This window comes from Thiofilum sp., assembly GCF_016711335.1.
Lineage (GTDB): Bacteria > Pseudomonadota > Gammaproteobacteria > Thiotrichales > Thiotrichaceae > Thiofilum.
The window spans coordinates 621,952-639,451 of sequence record NZ_JADJTF010000001.1 but is presented as its reverse complement, the minus strand read 5'-3'; the positions used below and the strand labels follow the sequence as shown (position 1 = coordinate 639,451).

General features: G+C 43.8%; 17 protein-coding genes. 12 read left to right on the top strand and 5 right to left on the bottom strand.

Annotated elements, in window-relative coordinates; all coding sequences use genetic code 11:
* Positions 1–128 precede the first annotated feature (128 nt).
* A complete protein-coding gene (locus IPL34_RS03040) occupies positions 129–1,541 on the top strand; it encodes a C1 family peptidase (RefSeq protein ID WP_296837538.1) in 1,413 nt (470 codons plus the stop codon).
* Positions 1,542–1,636: 95 nt separating this feature from the next.
* Here the strand turns inward: IPL34_RS03040 and IPL34_RS03035 are convergent, their stop codons facing one another.
* Positions 1,637–3,016 carry an AAA family ATPase gene (locus tag IPL34_RS03035; RefSeq protein WP_296837536.1) on the bottom strand — a complete coding sequence of 460 codons (1,380 nt, stop codon included), beginning with the start codon at positions 3,014–3,016 and terminating at the stop codon, positions 1,637–1,639.
* A gap of 539 nt (positions 3,017–3,555) precedes the next feature.
* Between IPL34_RS03035 and IPL34_RS03030 the strand changes: the two genes are divergently transcribed.
* The 6 genes from IPL34_RS03030 (at position 3,556) to IPL34_RS03005 (ending at position 9,583) form a co-directional block, all read left to right on the top strand.
* The gene (locus IPL34_RS03030; protein ID WP_296837534.1) at positions 3,556–5,376 is read left to right on the top strand and encodes a PQQ-dependent methanol/ethanol family dehydrogenase; all 1,821 of its coding nucleotides are present in this window, start codon (positions 3,556–3,558) and stop codon (positions 5,374–5,376) included.
* A gap of 80 nt (positions 5,377–5,456) precedes the next feature.
* On the top strand, positions 5,457–6,137 hold the full coding sequence (pedF, locus tag IPL34_RS03025; protein ID WP_296837532.1) for a cytochrome c-550 PedF: 681 nt from the start codon (positions 5,457–5,459) through the stop codon (positions 6,135–6,137).
* Positions 6,138–6,214: 77 nt separating this feature from the next.
* Positions 6,215–7,111, top strand: coding sequence for a transporter substrate-binding domain-containing protein (locus IPL34_RS03020; RefSeq protein ID WP_296837530.1), 897 nt, complete (start codon positions 6,215–6,217; stop codon positions 7,109–7,111).
* Entirely contained in the window at positions 7,089–7,853 is a 765-nt protein-coding gene (locus tag IPL34_RS03015; RefSeq protein ID WP_296837527.1) for a quinoprotein dehydrogenase-associated SoxYZ-like carrier, read from the top strand. The genes IPL34_RS03020 and IPL34_RS03015 overlap by 23 nt, the downstream gene beginning before the upstream one ends.
* Entirely contained in the window at positions 7,850–8,794 is a 945-nt protein-coding gene (locus IPL34_RS03010) for a quinoprotein relay system zinc metallohydrolase 1 (protein WP_296837525.1), read from the top strand. The genes IPL34_RS03015 and IPL34_RS03010 overlap by 4 nt, the downstream gene beginning before the upstream one ends.
* 162 nt (positions 8,795–8,956) lie before the next feature.
* Entirely contained in the window at positions 8,957–9,583 is a 627-nt protein-coding gene (locus IPL34_RS03005) for a rhodanese-like domain-containing protein (protein ID WP_296837523.1), read from the top strand.
* A 92-nt stretch (positions 9,584–9,675) separates the two neighbouring features.
* Here the strand turns inward: IPL34_RS03005 and IPL34_RS03000 are convergent, their stop codons facing one another.
* Both IPL34_RS03000 and IPL34_RS02995 read right to left on the bottom strand, forming a co-directional pair.
* On the bottom strand, positions 9,676–10,617 hold the full coding sequence (locus IPL34_RS03000; RefSeq protein WP_296837521.1) for a hypothetical protein: 942 nt from the start codon (positions 10,615–10,617) through the stop codon (positions 9,676–9,678).
* 135 nt (positions 10,618–10,752) lie between these two features.
* Positions 10,753–12,495, bottom strand: coding sequence for an SUMF1/EgtB/PvdO family nonheme iron enzyme (locus IPL34_RS02995; protein WP_296837519.1), 1,743 nt, complete (start codon positions 12,493–12,495; stop codon positions 10,753–10,755).
* 164 nt (positions 12,496–12,659) lie between these two features.
* Here IPL34_RS02995 and IPL34_RS02990 point away from each other — a divergent pair, with 164 nt between their 5' ends.
* The 3 genes from IPL34_RS02990 to IPL34_RS02985 are packed head-to-tail and all read left to right on the top strand — an operon-like array spanning position 12,660 to position 13,749.
* Positions 12,660–13,232: a Uma2 family endonuclease gene (locus IPL34_RS02990; RefSeq protein ID WP_296837516.1), complete on the top strand. Its 573-nt coding sequence runs from the start codon at positions 12,660–12,662 to the stop codon at positions 13,230–13,232.
* A gap of 59 nt (positions 13,233–13,291) precedes the next feature.
* The gene (locus IPL34_RS20725) at positions 13,292–13,354 is read left to right on the top strand and encodes a hypothetical protein (protein ID WP_366931089.1); all 63 of its coding nucleotides are present in this window, start codon (positions 13,292–13,294) and stop codon (positions 13,352–13,354) included.
* On the top strand, positions 13,345–13,749 hold the full coding sequence (locus IPL34_RS02985) for a DUF3037 domain-containing protein (RefSeq protein WP_296837513.1): 405 nt from the start codon (positions 13,345–13,347) through the stop codon (positions 13,747–13,749). The genes IPL34_RS20725 and IPL34_RS02985 overlap by 10 nt, the downstream gene beginning before the upstream one ends.
* Before the next feature lie 53 nt (positions 13,750–13,802).
* On the opposite strand, the gene IPL34_RS02980 is transcribed toward IPL34_RS02985, so the two are convergent.
* Together IPL34_RS02980 and IPL34_RS02975 are read right to left on the bottom strand one after the other, a co-directional pair.
* Positions 13,803–14,243, bottom strand: coding sequence for an NfeD family protein (locus tag IPL34_RS02980; RefSeq protein ID WP_296837509.1), 441 nt, complete (start codon positions 14,241–14,243; stop codon positions 13,803–13,805).
* A gap of 3 nt (positions 14,244–14,246) precedes the next feature.
* A complete protein-coding gene (locus tag IPL34_RS02975) occupies positions 14,247–15,140 on the bottom strand; it encodes an SPFH domain-containing protein (RefSeq protein WP_296837507.1) in 894 nt (297 codons plus the stop codon).
* A 157-nt stretch (positions 15,141–15,297) separates the two neighbouring features.
* Here IPL34_RS02975 and IPL34_RS02970 point away from each other — a divergent pair, with 157 nt between their 5' ends.
* Positions 15,298–15,942 (top strand): glutathione S-transferase family protein, encoded by a 645-nt coding sequence (locus IPL34_RS02970; RefSeq protein WP_296837504.1) that lies wholly within the window; start codon positions 15,298–15,300, stop codon positions 15,940–15,942.
* Between the two features lie 187 nt (positions 15,943–16,129).
* On the top strand, positions 16,130–17,476 hold the full coding sequence (locus IPL34_RS02965) for a hypothetical protein (RefSeq protein WP_296837501.1): 1,347 nt from the start codon (positions 16,130–16,132) through the stop codon (positions 17,474–17,476).
* The last annotated feature ends 24 nt before the right edge of the window (positions 17,477–17,500 follow it).

Here is a 17,500-nt window from a genome sequence, read left to right as displayed (position 1 = left end):
AGAGATTCCGCTAATAGTGCATATAATCCGCTAGGTGGTGCAGATTGTTGTGTATATGCGCCTAGTTTGTACTGTTTAGTTGAACACCTTGGTTTTAAAATCGCTGCTTGATAGTGGAAGAGCTAAATATGAAATCTTATTTTTCTCGTGTAGGTGGGGTGAAAGTCGGTTTTATCCCTCCTAGCGCTAAACGTCGTAAAGTAGGGCGTTCTGCCAGTAAACCCTTACCAACTAAAGTGGATTTACGCCCGTATTTGACCCCAGTAGATGAGCAAGTCGGTATGAGTTGTGTAGCTAATACGTTTGCAGGTGCTTATGAGTATTTAGCTAAGCGTCATTTGCAAAAGGATAGCGAGGTCAGTCGCTTGTTTATTTATTTTAATGCGCGTGCCGAATCAGATGCTCAAGATTTGGATGAAGGAACCACTCTACAAGAAGCAATTGAAGCATTAAAAAAATATGGTGCTTGTCATGAACAGCTTTGGCCTAATGATGAGGACTATATTAATGAATTGCCGACTGATGAGGCTTATCAGCATGCGGCGCAATTTAAAATTGCTGAAGCCGAATATGTGGAGACGAATTTAGAGTTATGGAAGCGCACGTTGGCAGATGGTTATCCGATTGCCTTTTGCCTCAATACCTTTGAGTCTTTTGATCAAGCGACTCATAACCGTGGGCGTGTACCTATGCCCAAAAGACACGAGCAGGAACGTAGTGAACATGGTTGGCATGCCATGTTATGCGTAGGTTATTTGGATAAAGATCAGCTTTTTATAGTACGTAATTCGTGGGGAGAGGCTTGGGGGGATAGTGGGTATTGTTATATTCCCTATCGTTATCTTATGCATCACGAACTCAATGGTCATGATTCATGGATTGTGCGTTCAGTAGAGGAGCTAGATTTTGACCAAAATTTAGAGTCCTATACCGACGAATCTTATTTTGCTAACGAGGATTCAGTGCAGCTTTTTGATTTTTATCTCGCGACCGAGGAGGTTGAAGGTTTTGCTGAGGCTTTAGTAGCGTTGTGCCTAGAGTATGCTGACGAGGAAGACTTTTATTTTGACTATGAAGAGACGGAAGAAGAGGGTATTACCTACGCTGAAATAACCAATTTTGATATTAGCGTAGAAGATACACAGGCATTTTTAGAGGCACTAGATGAGTTGTGTGCTGAGTGGGCCGAAGATGAAAATTACAGCTACACCGTTGAAGGGGCTGATGAATCCGAAGATGATGAATCAGATAATGACGATAATAACGAGGATGAGACTGTGGAAACGATTACCTTTAGTGAGTTTTATATTTACACCGATAGCCCCGCCAAGGCTTTAGCCCAAGTGGAAAAGCTTTGTCTAAAATATGCAGGGGATAGCTATAACTTTGAATCCATTGAAGACGAAGACGATACCGGACGCTATTTACAGCTTGATAATTTAGAAGTGATTGGAGTGGACGCTGAGGCTTTTCTAGCGGATCTTGAAGAACTGTGTGAGAAGTGGTGTAACGACAATGGTTATAACTTTGAGACTGAATAATTTTCTTGTATAAACAGACTATTAGCTATTTTGCAACCAATGGTTGCAGAGTTGGTATGGACGGATTCACCAGTACTTTAGGATTCACCAGTACTTTAAGTGAGTACTTGCTCCACGATTTTCGGTAAGTATTCCACTAAATATAAAGGTAAGGATAATAAGGGATAGCTTATGGCTTTACGCTCAGTACCTTGAGCAACACTGGTATCAATAGTTTGCAATGAGGGGGGGAGTAGGTCAAAACGGACGGCGAGCGGCGTACTTTTTTCAAACATAAACTGATGCAATGATTTCAAAGTACCTGAGCTACCCGCTTTGACCTCAATGGGGATAATAGTGCCTGATAAAGTGATCACATAGTCGAGTTCGGCATTAGCCGAGCGCCCTTCCCTTAGCCAGTAAGTCAATTCGCGATTAGGTGAGTCAGCTAATAATCCTTGTAGGTGTTGTCCAATAAATTGTTCGGCAATAGTACCTTCATTAATAAGTTTAGTCTCATTCATTGATTGTAGTACTCGTGCATCTAAGCCATTGATAGCATTCATTAATCCGATGTCTAAAAATAGTAGTTTGTATACTTTTTCGTCTAAATTAGCTTGTAAAGGTAAGCCGGAACTATTGCTATGAATAACTTTGCTAATCACTCTAGCCATACACAATAATTCAATATCTTTTTTAAGTACGCTACTTTGCTCCTTAGGTGAAATATTGCTGTACTTAATTTTAGTACCTACATGACGAGCAGCAAAATTAAATACATTAAGCATACGAGTGAGATCACGCGAGCCAGCATATTTAGGGAAATCCTCTCGATAGGTATCAATAATCGAATTGTGCACTTGGCTCACTGCCTGATAACTTTGAGTTTGAGCAAAGGCAGAGACAGCTTCAGGCATACCACCTACAAAATAATAATGCCGTAAGAGCTGTAATAAGCGCTGATGAGCAATAGGCTGAATCGCTTGGCCCCATTGATAGTTTTGTAACAGTTCGACTAATTTATTTTCATCTAATGCCAGCAAAAACTCGCTAAAAGTCATAGGTCCCATATGTAAGTATTGAATGCGACCCACTGGCATAGAAAAGTGGTGTTGAGCCAAGGCAAATTCTAATAATGAGCCTGCACTAATAAGAGGTAGACTATTTTTTTCCTCATAAAAATACCGTAGTGCAGGGATAGCATTAGGAGCTGCTTGTATTTCATCGAGAAAAAGCAAAGAGTGCTCATCTAAGCTAGGCATGCGCGGCAGTAGTTCAAGCGTTGGTAAAATAGTTAGGGGATCGTTGCTGGCAAAGATGGAGTTAAGTTGTGGATAACGCTCTAAATTAACCGTCAGCAGCGTAGTTTGTGTTTGCTCAGCAAAAAGCTTAACTAAGGTCGATTTACCCACCTGTCGAGCGCCCCGAATGACCAAAGGTTTGCGCAATGGGCTAGTTGACCAGTTTTTTAAAAATTCCAATTGCTTACGGTACATCGCCTAGCTCCACTGTTTAAATAGCTAGCCTTATAATAGCGTTAAAATCATAGTGTGAGTATGATTTTAAGGGTGTATTTTAATAGTGCAAGTATTATTTCTTAGGGTATTTGTTTTTAGAACTTATGTTTTGCAGACCATCTATACTAAGGCTATGAGCTAACGCCTTATCACTTATATCCTACCGTTAGTACCTGATTTACCTCATTAGTGCTTCATCTTTGCCTATATATAAAACACAGTTGTTCACCGAGCGGCGTTATTGTAACGCTAGTCGGTTGCATACAATAAAAGGCTAACTTAAGACAGTACTGATACCCAGATCAGTACGGGCAAATAAGCAGCCGATTGGTGAACAACTGCACTGCCTCACTCTACTGCCTTCACTTGGTTAGCTTTTTTATCTGTCTGCGCCAACCTTTTTCCAACCTGTTACCAACCTCGACTGCGTTAAATTATCTCGCATGATCTGACAGCACGTTGGCACGACTGTCAGCGGAGTGAGATCGTTTTCCAGACGTGAAGAGAGGATGGGATTGATGAAACTAAGATTACAAAAGCTAGTGCTAGCTATTACTTTAGGCTGTGCACTGAGTGCCACTGCAATAGCAGGTGTGACGGATGAGGATATTTTAAAAGGTGCGGAAAACACCAGCCAGATTGTGACCTATGGGATTAGTACTAATGGACAACGCTTTAGTCCATTAACGACCCTCAATACTGAAACCGTTAAAAATTTAGTACCCGCTTACGCCTTATCTTTTGGCGGTGAAAAACAGCGCGGTCAAGAAGCTCAGCCCTTAGTTTATAATGGCAAAATTTTCGTAACAGCGTCTTATTCCCGCGCCTTTGCGGTCGATGCCAAAACGGGTGAAGAACTTTGGCAATATGATCACCGCTTACCCGACAATATTTTACCTTGCTGCGATGTAGTCAATCGTGGCGGTGCGCTCTATGACAACTTATTCATCTTTGCCACTTTAGATGCGCAACTGGTAGCACTGGACCAAGACACCGGTAAGGTAGTTTGGAAAGAAAAAATCGCTGACTACAAGGACGGCTATTCTGCTACTGCGGCTCCCCTAGTTGTGAAAGGTCTAGTTATTACCGGAAACTCAGGTGGTGAGTTCGGTATTGTGGGCGCTGTACAAGCGCGTGATGCCAAGACAGGTAAATTAGTGTGGGAGCGCCCGACGGTTGAAGGTCATATGGGTACGCTGAATGGTCAAGAAAACGGCATTACTGGCGAAGTGAACAAAACATGGCCGGGTGATATGTGGAAAACAGGTGGTGCAGCGACTTGGTTAGGTGGCACATACGATCCTGAAACCGATAGCTTATTCTTTGGTACCGGTAATCCAGCCCCTTGGAACTCGCACTTACGCCCCGGTGACAACTTATATTCCTCTTCAGTACTAGCGATTAATCCCGCCGACGGCAAAATCAAATGGCACTATCAATGGACTCCCCATGATGGTTGGGACTTTGACGGTGTGAATGAGTTCGTTTCATTTGATCTTAAAACCGCTGATGGCAAAGTCATTAAAGCGGGTGGTCATGCCGACCGTAATGGCTTCTTCTATGTATTAAATCGTGAAAACGGTCAATTCATCAGTGCTTCTCCTTTCGTGAATAAAATTACTTGGGCAGAAAAGATTGACGAAAAAACCGGACGCCCCGTTTATATCGAAGACAACCGCCCAGGTGCGCCTGAAGGTGAAAAAGGTAAATCAGTCTTTGCTGCACCGTCTTTCCTAGGTGGCAAAAACTGGATGCCAATAGCCTATAACCCCAATACCGATCTGTTCTATGTACCTGCTAATGAGTGGGGCATGGATATTTGGAACGAACCCATTAGTTATAAAAAGGGTGCGGCTTACTTAGGTGCTGGGTTCACTATTAAGCCACTCAATGAAGACTACATTGGGGTACTACGCGCTATCGATCCTAAAACCGGAAAAATTGTTTGGGAAGCTAAAAACCAATCACCACTATGGGGTGGGGTACTCACTACCGCAGGTGATCTAGTCTTTACCGGTACACCAGAAGGTTATCTCAAAGCATTCCATGCCAAAACAGGTGAGGAGTTGTGGAAATTCCAAACGGGTTCTGGAGTAGTTGGTTGCCCAATTACTTGGGAACAAGATGGTGAGCAATTTGTTGCTGTACCGTCTGGCTGGGGTGGTGCGGTACCACTATGGGGTGGCGAGGTAGCCAAGCAAGTTAAAGAGCTTAATCAAGGGGGTAGTCTCTGGGTATTCAAGTTACCCGCTGCGGCTGCAAAAGCAGCTAAAGCTGACCAGCAACCTCAAAAACCCGAAGCTCAAGCTATTCAGAAAACTTCACAATCCTCCTCCTAAACGTTAGTTAGGGTTCGTGAGGTAAGTGTGACACTTACCTCACGCTTTTGCAGAGGATCATTATCATCAGGTATGGAATCATGAAATTAGTACGTCAGATCGCAATGGCATTAACATTAGCTGGGGCATGCAGTGCTAGCCTCGTTTGGGCGCATGGAGATGTAGTGCCGCAAGCCGTGGATACCACTGGTTTAGACCCTATTGGTAAAGATTGGGTAGAAACTAATCCTTATCGCGGCAATGAAAAAGCGATTGAGATTGGTAAATCCGCTTATGGTCAAAACTGTGCACGTTGTCACGGCTTAGAAGCAGTTTCTGGTGGTATTGCGCCTGATTTACGTAATTTACCTAATGATGATGAAGGCGATGAAATCTTCAAAATGCGGGTACAAAATGGTGCTATCCGTAATGGTGTCACCTATATGCCCGCTTTTGAAGGTGTCATTAGTCAAGAAGCTTTGTGGACTATTCGTAGTTGGTTGCAAACCGTTTCAGTAGAAACGGCTGAGGCTAAAGCGAAAGAACCGGCTGCGGAAACTAAAACCGAGGCAGCTCCCACCGAATCAGCTCCTGCTACTACACCTGAGGCTAAGCCCGCTGAGCCAGCCAGTGCACCAGCGGCTGAAGCTAAACCCGCAGAGGCAGCGAGTACACCGGCTACGACGGAAGCTAAACCTGCTGAGGTCACCAGTACTGCTGAGCCTAAGCCTGCTGAGGCAGCCGCTGCTACTACCGAAAAGCCAGTGGAAAAAGCACAATAAATTGCACCTTAATCTAAAAGGGCATATTGTTCAGGGCAGTGAAAAGCCACTACCACCGCTTAGGAGTGAGGAGTTTAATGATGAGAATGGTAGTTAAATTATTCAGTAGTCTAATCTTAGCCATCAGTGTGAATACCGTGATGGCAGATGCGGCACTCGATAAAATCAAAGAGTCCGGTGTGCTCAACGTCGCTCTGTATAAAGATTTCCCCCCTTATTCCTATGTCGAAAACGGTAAGCAAACCGGTATTGATGTTGAGATTGCTAAAGCACTCGCTGAAAAGCTTGCAGTCAATGTCTCCATTCGTATGGTAGGTGCAGATGAAACCATGAGTGATGATCTACGCAATAATGTGTGGAAAGGTCATTACATGGGCGGCGGTGTTGCTGATGTCATGTTGCATGCCCCCTATGATCGTGAATACGCCAAAGCAGAAGATATGGTCGCTTTTGTCGGTCCCTATCAACTAGAGAAATTAGCCTTTGCGATTAATACCGATAAAGTCGGAACTGATCCTACGGTAGCGAGTTTTATCGAAGCACCGATTGGGGTCGAAGTCGATACCTTAAGTGATTTTTATCTATTACGAGCGGTGAATGGCAAAATTGCTGAACGCTTAAAGCATTACAAAAGTAATCTAGAGGCGATTACCGCACTCAAGTCGGGTGAAATTGCGGCAGTGATGGGACCACGGGGCGAATTAGAGGGCTTACTAGCCGAAGCTCCGCAACATTTACAAATTCGTGAGCTAGTGACACCCGGTTTGTCTAGAGGCACTTGGGCTATGGGAGCGGCTGTTAAAGCTCGCAATGAGGATTTAGCCAAGGAAGTTGATAAAGCGATGGGTGCTTTAGTTAAAGAAGGCAAAATCCGCGACATCTTTGCTAAATATAAAGTCGCTTATAATGCTCCGGCTTTACCCCCTATAGCGGCGGTCGAGGATGACGATAATGGTAAAGCCCCAAAACCTTAAAGTCTTATTAGGAGGGGGCTTAGCTTGCCTCATCCTAAGCACCTCCTTGTTGGCGGATGGTACTAATCCGCTTAACTCTCCCCAATGGCCACTGATGCACCAACGCTATCTCAATAGTGAGCCAGTAGTGTTCGATGATAAGGTCACGATTAGCGCCCCAGCGGCGGCTGAGGATTCGCTGAATGTACCTATTGCCTTTAAAGTTCAAGGGCTAGAAAAAGTCCAGCAAGTGCTCGTCATCGCCGATCTCAATCCTATCCCGCAGATTTTACGTTTTTACCCTGAGCATATCAGTCCCTCATTAGCTTTTAGAATTAAGCTACAACAAGGCTCTCCTATTCATGTAGCTGCTAAAGATGATAAAGGCACCTGGCATGTGAGTGGGGTGTGGGTAGATGCCGCAGGGGGCGGTTGTACTTTACCGAGTGTGGGAACTTCTAGTGGTGATTGGTCAAAAACGCTAGGTCAAGTGTCGGGACAACTCTGGAAGCGCGAAGATAATAACCGTCTACGCCTACGCATTATGCATCCGATGGATACCGGATTAGCGAGTGGTATTCCGCATTTTTATCTAGAGAAAATGACCTTTAGTACACCGGATGGACAGGTATTGGCTCGTTTAGAAACCTTTGAACCCATTAGTGAAAACCCTATGCTGAGCCTTGATATTGGCAAATACTCTGAAGTGAAAATGTCAGGGGTTGATAATAATGGTAATAAGATTGAGGCTATGGTGCAATGAAGCGCGTATGGTCTCTCATCATTGCCAGCAGCCTTGTATGCTTCAGTACTATCCTACAAGCAGATGAGTTTAGTTATGGCTTAGGTGCGCAACAGATTGCGCCTGATACTTATGTATTTGTTGGTAAAACGGAAGATTTCTCGCGCAAAAATGGCGGCAATATTGTCAATACCGGATTTATTGTCACTAATGAGGGAGTAGTGGTGATCGATACCGGATCATCTAAACGCTATGGTGAGCAGCAAGCTGCTGCCATTGCCCAAGTGACTGATAAGCCTGTGATAGCTGTTTATCTAACGCATCATCATCCTGATCATTTTTTTGGTAATCAAGCCTATAAAGGCAAAGCGCCACTGCGTGCTTTAGCGCCTACGATTCAATCCATGCAAGCTGAAGGTGGAATGTTTGCGGATAATCTTTACCGTATGACAGGCGATTGGATGCGTGGCTCAGAACCGATTAGTGCCGATGAGACGGTAAATGCAGGTAGGCTTGCTATTGGCGGGCATGAGCTGGAGGTCATTGCAGCAGAAGGGCATACCGCTGGTGATTTAGTGTTGTTTGATCACACCACTGGAGTACTGTTTGCAGGGGATCTGGTTTTCAATCATCGAGCACCCACGACACCCCATGCCAAGGTAGCCGTATGGTTAGAGACTTTAAAACGTTTGAAGGAGCTACCCTTTAAACTATTAGTACCCGGTCATGGTGCAGTTGTGACAGATACCGCTGCTATTGAACAGACCGCAGACTACTTAACATGGTTAGTTGCTACCTTTGAGGAGGCGGCACAAAATGGTTTGGATATGACTGAAGTAATGCAAACCCCCATCCCTGAGCGGTTTAAAAATATGAGCTTAGTTCAATCTGAATTGCGCCGTTCGGTTGCGCATTTATATCCTGCTTTAGAGCAACAAGTGTTAAAAGACGCAAAACCCTAACAGCAGACTTACCTATTGGCTCATTTTGCATGAAACCGTAGGGGCAAAACCTGAGTGTTTGCCCTTCCTCCTAATCCCTCAATTATCCCATAATGGCAGCTTTCTTATCACGTAACAGAGGGTAAACACCTAGGTTTACCCCTACGGTTGAGGAGTAGGACTATGAAAAATAAGAGTATTTTTGGGGTTTTGCTGTCATTTGCTATTGCAGCCCAAGCGGAGCCACCTTGTCCGGTAACAGTGGATAGTACTCTGTTGATGTCTCCCAGCGTTTTATTTGCTGATCAGCCCGAATGTGTACGTACTCCAGCAATGCCAGAGTATTTACGCATGGATCAGTATCATCGTCCCACCCCTGACTGTGTACCGAATGGCATTACTCTTACCACTGAGCAATTGCAACAATTGATCAAAGAGCGGGAGCCGCTCCTGATTGATGTAATGGCGGTGTTAGAGCGCTATGAACCTGATTTTGGGCATGAGTGGCTACCCAATGCCCCGCGTGAATCATTACCGAATGCTGTATGGTTGCCCAATGTGGGCTATGGCACATTGCAGCCACATATTGAGCAGTATTTAACTATTGAGTTAGAACGCTTGACTCAAGGTGATAAGGCAAAACCGATAGTGCTCTTTTGTGTGGCGGATTGTTGGATGTCGTGGAATGCGGCTCAGCGTGTCAAAGCCCTAAATTATTCAGCGGTGTATTGGTATAAGTTGGGTACGGATGGCTGGAAAGAGGCAGGGTTGCCGTTGGTGGAGGTCAAGCCTGTGCCGGTTTTGAAATAGAGTAGTGTACAGACAAAGCAGCGCAGACCATTAGTGTTCTCCCTACACTCCTTTGCTTGAGCTAAGGGAGAGAGCTGTTACCCTTAATACTTTTAATGCTGTGTCGGTTTGGTTTCTTGAGCAATAGCTTCCACTTGTTCCAAGGTCAATTGGAATAAATCGGCAATGGCTTGATAAGACATGGCGTTTAAAGCCAATAATTGCTTGACCGCTTGGTGTATGCGTTGCTGTTCCTTTTGCAACGCCAACTCTTTCTCAGTTAATAATGGCTCTAGCTCAGAACGTGCTTGAGTTATACCTTTTTGTAATCCCTGATCAAAGCCTTGTTCTAAACCTTGTTCTAAACCTTGTTTAATGCCGTCTTCTTTGCCCCAGACATAGGTTGAAAAGCGGGTGATGTCTACTTGGGTCAACATGGTTTTTGCCTCCACCAGATGAGCTTGTAAGTCTCGATTATCGCCTAAAGTCTCTAACATTTCATAATAATTGCGGAAACTCTGTTCATCATCGCCGGTGAGTTCGCGTAAACGTCGGACAATATAATTGACCACTTGTTGCGTCGGGCGCTCTTTGAAGTCGCATAATATGGCTAGTACTAAGGCTTCGGGAGTGTCTTGAGCGAGGAGTAGGCTGCAATCAACGGTGTGCATGTCGAGGACTTGGTAGTCGTAGGTAAAACGTACTAGGGGTAAAGTACTCGGCATGGTGAGACGTTGTTTACCGATGTAAACCAAGTACTGATAGATGGGTTCATCGGGGTACATCATTAAAATATCGCTGAGGTAGCGCAACATGCGGATGGGCATGGAGCTGTCATTGGCGTTTTGAATTTCAACATGGAGTATGAAGCGCTCGCCCGATTCACATTTGCGCATACGAGCTACCATGTCGGCGCGGCGGGATTCGATGCGTTGTTGTTCGGTGGGTAGGAGTTCTACGGAGTTTTTGTCTACGTCCAAGTGCAGCAGGATATTGGCAATATCGGCGGCTAGGAATTGGAGTACGTCTTTACTGATGAGGTCTTTTTCTGCCATAGCGGGTTAGGATTGGGGGAGTTAGGGGAAGTATAGCTACGCGCTGCTAGCTAGTCATGCACTAACTACTCACTGCTATAGCATAGCTATATACTAGCTAGTGACTAGCATAGCTATGCTACTGGACAATGGCACTTAACCTGCGGCAACACGAAAGCCTACGTCGCTGAGACGGCTCGTAGGCACGAAGTTGGAGCGATACGCTGAGCTTAAGTCCGGCTCTTCGTTCCATGAACCACCGCGAAACACACGCCGAGAGCAGTTAATGCTATCACTAGGATTCGCATAGCAATCAGCTACCCACTCCCATACATTACCATGCATGTCATATAGCCCATAGCTATTAGCAGCATAGCTAGCTACAGGCGCTGTATAAACATAACTATCATTACAGTTAGCAATCGTCCAACTAGGGTATTTTTCTTTACCTTTCTGATCTGCTAGATTTGCAAACTGACAACCTAAGCTAGCGTTTTGCCCCCACAAGTAAGTGATATCACTGCCTGCGCGTGCTGCATATTCCCACTCCGCTTCACTAGGGAGGCGATAGGGTTTGCCTGTTTCTTTCTTGAGCCACTGAATATATGCTTGTGCATCATTCCAGCTCACGCAGGCTACAGGATCATTATCGGTTTGTTTAAAACCTAACTGACGCCACGAATTACCTTTGGTATCACCCCATCCCCCTTTATCATTGAGGGAGTAGCAAGAACCTTGCTCTTCTGCGGTGGTTTTGTAGTTGGTTGCCTCTACAAATGCCCGAAACTGCGCCACCGTCACCTCGGTTTTAGCTAGTTGATAGGCTTTCACTGTTACCTCACGAAAAGGTAACTCATCGCCATAGCACTTATCCATGCCTTCCACGACATCACGCTTAGGCACACAAACCATCGTAAAAGTCCCCGCTGGAATATCGACCATAACGGGTTCAAAGGGTAAGCGCTCTGCTTTGGCTGGTTGAATAGGTTGCTCTGTGACTACAGGTGTAGGTGCTACCAACACAGGAGGAGTATCGGATACAGTTGCAGCTCTTGGCTCTGGGTCTTTAGTACCCACCCATAACCACACAACACCCACTGCGGCAACACTCCCCACGCCCCCCAAGAACCACTTATTCACCCGCCCTGCATTACCTTCCACAACAGGCTTAGTTCGCAGTGGTGATGCTGTAGTACTAAAGGTTCGCGCTTGTTGCTCAGCTTGGCGTTGTAATTCGGCTGCTTGCTGTCGTGCAGCTTCACGTTGGGCGGTTTCCGCCGCCACCCGTTGCGCTTCACGCTCCCGTGCGGCTTGGGCTTCGGCTTGTTGTTGGGCTTCAGCCTCACGCTTTGCCTGTAATTCGGCTAAACGCCGCGCCTCTGCTTCCTGCGCCAAACGCTCTTGCGCTAAACGTTGTGCTTCCGCCTGTTTTTGGACTGCCTCTTGCTTGGCTTCCAGCAGTAAATCATCAATCTTTTCTACAATCGTACTCAGTACTCGATTCAACTCATACGAGCCAATGGCATACAACGACAACGCCTGATTATCCACCGTTGCCCCTTGCACCGTTGCCAGCCAAGGCACACGCCGCCACGGACAAGGATGCACAATCACCGGAATAATCCGCAGTCCCTCAGACTTACGCCGCTCTAATAATTTTGGAATCTCTTTGCGGGCAATAAAATTAGAAGTCAGAAAATCAGCACTAATCAGCAAAACCGCCACTTTTGCCTTGGCAATCGCCGCCTCAATCGCAGGTAGCCACTCATCGCCCACCTCAATCTGCCGATCATCCCACACCGCAAACTGCCCATGCACCTGCAATACGCGCAATTGCTTTTGCAATTCATCTTTCCAGATTTCGTCTTGATGGCTGTAGCTAATAAAAATATCAGTCATGGTCAGTGGTCATAAAGAGGGGACGAAAGGAATAATAGCGGAATTAAGAGTAAATTGCCCTTGTCTTAAAGCGCTAATCCAAAGCAATACATATTGATTCAATAGGCTAAGTACCTAGCTAAATCTGCTAAACTAACCACATTACTGCATCAGAGTACTAAGCCATGACCGCATTACCGAAACCCAATCATGTCAGCCCCGCAGAGTACCTACGCCTAGAAAATGACCGTGCTGATGATGGCGAACGCTGCGAATATAATAATGGCTATATTTACGCAATGGCAGGAGCGAGCCGCACTCATAATTTATTATCAGGCTATTTATTTGCACAATTATTTATGCACTTGCGCGGTAAACCCTGCCAAGTGTTTCAATCCGATATGAAAGTAGCAATTGATACCCTAGGCGATACACGCTATTACTACCCCGATGTACAAGTAAGCTGTGAAGAAGAAAAAGATGCTTATATTAATCGCGCACCGTGTTTAATTATCGAAGTATTATCAGTCACTACGGTACAAAAAGATCGCATTGAAAAACTCAATGGCTATCGGCTTATTCCTAGTTTGCAAGAGTATGTTTTATGCTCACAGGACTCACCTTTTGTAGAACTATATCGCCGCCGCACTGAATGGACAAAAGAACAGTACATCAGCGGGCAAGTACTGCATTTAGAATCCGTCGATCTCAAAATTGCTATTGATGAGTTGTATAGTTTTTTTAGAGTTGAGCAATAATTTTAAGAGTATTTGTAGTGTTAGAAGTTATTGAGGTTATTAAACGTTCTAATCTAGGCATGACACGCCCCTTTTTATGTCTTGCGTCCGATAATCAGCTTTACTATGTGAAATGTATATAAAACGTCATCCTTGTAAATATAATCTCATTCGCTTTCAGCCCATAGTCGATTCGGATGAGTTTGCGAATGTTGGTGTGGTATTGGTGTCTATGTTAACTTATGAGTTGCATTTTAAAGTGCTGGCTAAAGAGCATAATCAACGAATACTTGATTTCTTTGCACCTTTAAAAGAGGAAGTACTTACTCAAGCGTTAGAGAGTGTTATTTTAGAGTTTAATGGTTTAAAAGCTATATTAGCAGAACAGCGAAAAATACAATATTATGATTATCGTGTTGTCCCACGAGATGGGTTAATTAGCTACAGTGGAACACGAGCCATTTTGAGTGAATCCCCCGCCCATACATTCGAGCACTTATATAGTCGCTATATTGAGCGCATTGGCTTTAATACTTAGTAGAAAGTACTCGACTCACTCCCTAGTCGAGTACTTAATAGTAGAGTAGTACTTTACTCTGCTGCGGTCACATTAAAAAAGGTTCCGTCTAAACTCACCACTTTTACTCGTGTACCCGCAGGTAAATCAGCACCTTGTACTTGCCATATAGAACCATCGACTTCTACCGAGCCGCGCCCATTAATAATAGGTGTACTGAGCATATAAACCTTGCCTATATGACTTTGGAGGCGATTATTCAGCCCCGGAGTATCAGAAGGGGTAGTTTCATCTTTATACCAAGGTGATTTACGCCAAGCTAATAGGCTAATAATGGATAAAATGACAAATACAATTAGTTGTGCGGCTAGGGTAAATGATGGAATCAACCATAAAACAATACCGGTAACAATAGCGCCAAAGCCAAACCACATTAAAATCGCACCCGGAACTACGATTTCTAAAGCGAATAGTAGCACGCCTAAACTCAGCCAATGCCAATAAGCAATTTCCATCCCTTAGCCTCCCTTCGGTGCTTTAAAATTATCTTGAGCGGCTTTCCACAGCTCATTAATACTACCAATGGAACCTAATAGACTGGTGGTATCTAGAGGCATGAAAATGGTTTTCTGCTGATTGGATTCGGCGAATTTACCTAACGCTTCTACATATTTTTGCGCAATAAAATAATTTAAAGCTTGGGGATCACCTTGGGCTACCGCTTCAGATACCATTTGAGTGGCTTTTGCTTCGGCTTGTGCTTCACGCTCACGAGCTTCAGCGAGTAATACAGCGGCGGTTTTAGCGCCTTCTGCTTCTAGAATTTGCGCCTCTTTTTTACCTTGAGCCTCGGTGATCTGCGCCCGCTTTTGGCGCTCAGCGGTCATTTGTAAATTCATCGCACGAATCAGCCCTTCAGGCGGCTCAATGTCTTTAATCTCCACCCGCAGTACTTTCACGCCCCACGCATTGGTCGCTTGGTCGATAATGGCTAACAAGCGAGTACCGATTTCATCACGCTTGCTCAATAACGCATCCAATTCAAAATTACCGCAGACCGAGCGTAGATTAGTCATGCTCAGATTCATAATAGCGGTTTCTAAATGAGTGACCTCATAGGAGGCTTTGGCGGGATCAAAGATTTGATAGAAGATCACGCCATCGACCGTCACATTCGCATTGTCAGCGGTAATGACTTGCTGAGGCATAATATCGAGCACTTGTTCCATCATATTCACTTTATGCCCGATGCGGTTAACGATAGGAAAAATCACTCCTAGACCGGGTTGTAAGGTACGTACATAGCGACCAAAGCGCTCAACGGTATACGCATAGCCTTGAGGGACGGTTTTAACCGCCATAAATAATAGGACAACGCCTAAGATTAAGATGCCTAATGCAAACTCTAACATGGAGTGCTCCTTATCGATTGTTATGATTAATCATTAGTTTATCGTGTTTCAGCCTTATTTGTCGTTATTATCAGCCTTTTAAGATCAATGGTAAGGCTTTAGGTTTCAGCGCATAATCTGGCTACTGTTATTTCACCATACCACTAGGAGTATTGATATGCATTTATACGGTTGCCCTATGACTCGCTCCACCCGTGTCGCATGGGTATTAGAAGAAGCTGGCTTAGATTATCACTACACCGTTATTGACCTAAAATCAGGTGAAGGCTTTAAACCGCCTTTTATTAATCTTAATCCCTCTGGCAAAGTGCCTGCCTTGGTCGATGGTGATTTAATACTCACTGAATCCGCTGCAATTGGTATTTATATTGCCGATAAAGTACCCGCAGCAGGGCTGATTCCCGCAGTAGGTACGTCAGAGCGTGCGTTACACGACCAATGGTGCTTTTTTGCCTCTAGCGAATTAGAGCAACCCTTATGGTTAATGGCGAAACATACCTTCGCTTTCCCACCTGATCAACGTTGTCCAGCCGTGCTTCCTAGTGCTGAGTGGGAATTTAAACGCCAGCTCAAGGTATTAGCACAAGGCTTAGGTGACAAAACATTTATTTTAGGTGAGCAATTTACTGTCGCTGATGTTTTATTGAGCCATATACTCACATGGGCAACACGCGGCTTAAAAATGGATTTAGGCGATGAAAAACTAGAAGCCTATCGACAACGTACACAAGCACGTCCTGCTCTCGCCAAAGCGCGTGAACGTGAAGCTCATGAAGCAGCTTTAAAAGCGCAAGCCCAATGAGGTTTCTCACCGTATGCGTGCTAAGTTGGATACTGCTTAGCACCACTACATTCGCTAAAGAAGAGGCGTTATTTATTCAGCCGCACTCTAATTAATATTCATGACTCTCTAATTCTATTTTATTCTAAAGATGCTTCCTATTGTTTAGCAGGGAAGCATTGTTACTCATTAAATTACCACTATTATCATGTCATTGCTTAAAAATAAAACCTTTTTAACTATTTATATACCTAACTATCTTGAGTTTTCAGTATTATTTATATTGGGTATTTTGGATACCGTTTTTATTGCCTTAGTAGAACCTAAGTTTGTTACCGTTTTAGGTGTGACGCATAGTTTATTGATTATTGTATTCGTCACTAGCCAAACCATTGCTAATATCACAGCCGCACATCTAGCCGATCCTAACCTAACGGAAGAGCGTAAGCACTTTTGGATTAATAAAACTTTAGTCTTAACTCTACTTACTGGGTTGGTTTATGTTGTTGCTATTTTAGCATTAGTGCCTTATCTACTAAAGACAGTTAATTTATCTAGTGATTATCAGCACTTAAATTATCCCTTTATTATATTGATTTTATTAGGTGCTATCTTTGTCGCTTTGCGTCGTGGCTTGAATGCTATCTTTAATATCTATCGTATGGCTAAAATCAATCTCTATAGCAGCTTGACTATTGTAGCATTGAATGTGATTTTGAATATTATTTGCTATTGGGTGTTTTATGGTAAAAATAATGAGTGGTATTTATTAGGGATTGGTGCAGCTACCTTACTGAGTCAGGTTTTAGTACCTATTGGTTTAATTATATTGATGCTATACAACCAGACTACTAGCTTTAAGCAGTGGCGTGCATTATTTAGTGATAGGGCTAATGACTGGCAAATTATTAAAACTGGTTTTATCTCCTCATTAGAGGCTGGCTCTTATACCGTTATGACTTATGTTTTCATAGCGTTATTGTCGCATATTAGTCAAGCGGCTTTTGTAACGCGCACTATGCTAATGCCTTGGTTTCAAATGGTGGGGGCACTAGGTGTAGCATGGGTAGGTTATACTAATCGAGAGTTAGCCTTTCATTGGAATGCTAAACACTTTGACCAGTTTGAAATGACTGTGACACATTTAATTGGTTGGGGTCGATTATTCACTAGCCTAGGTTTGATTATTATGCTTATAGTCTTTGCTATAGTGCAAAGCATTGCCTTTAAAGAGTTATATAGCACCCCCGAATCCCTGCCTATTTTGATCGTCATATTTACTAGCCTAGCCTTGATTGATTTTTTTAGAGTGAAAAATATTATTACCCTAACAGGCTTAAGATTACTGAAGCATGTAGGGCGCTCTACTATAGTATCTATTGCTTGTCATATCGCTTTATTGTTAGGGTTTTTTAGTATTTATTATTATGCTAGCTATTTAAGTGTGTTAGTTGCAGTGGGTTTAATGTTTGCTTTAATGATAGGTGATGAGTATTTTAGAGCTGTTTATAATTATGCTTTATTGCGAGGCTTTATTAAGCGCAAGATGACATAATGATTTATAATTTATAAAATGATG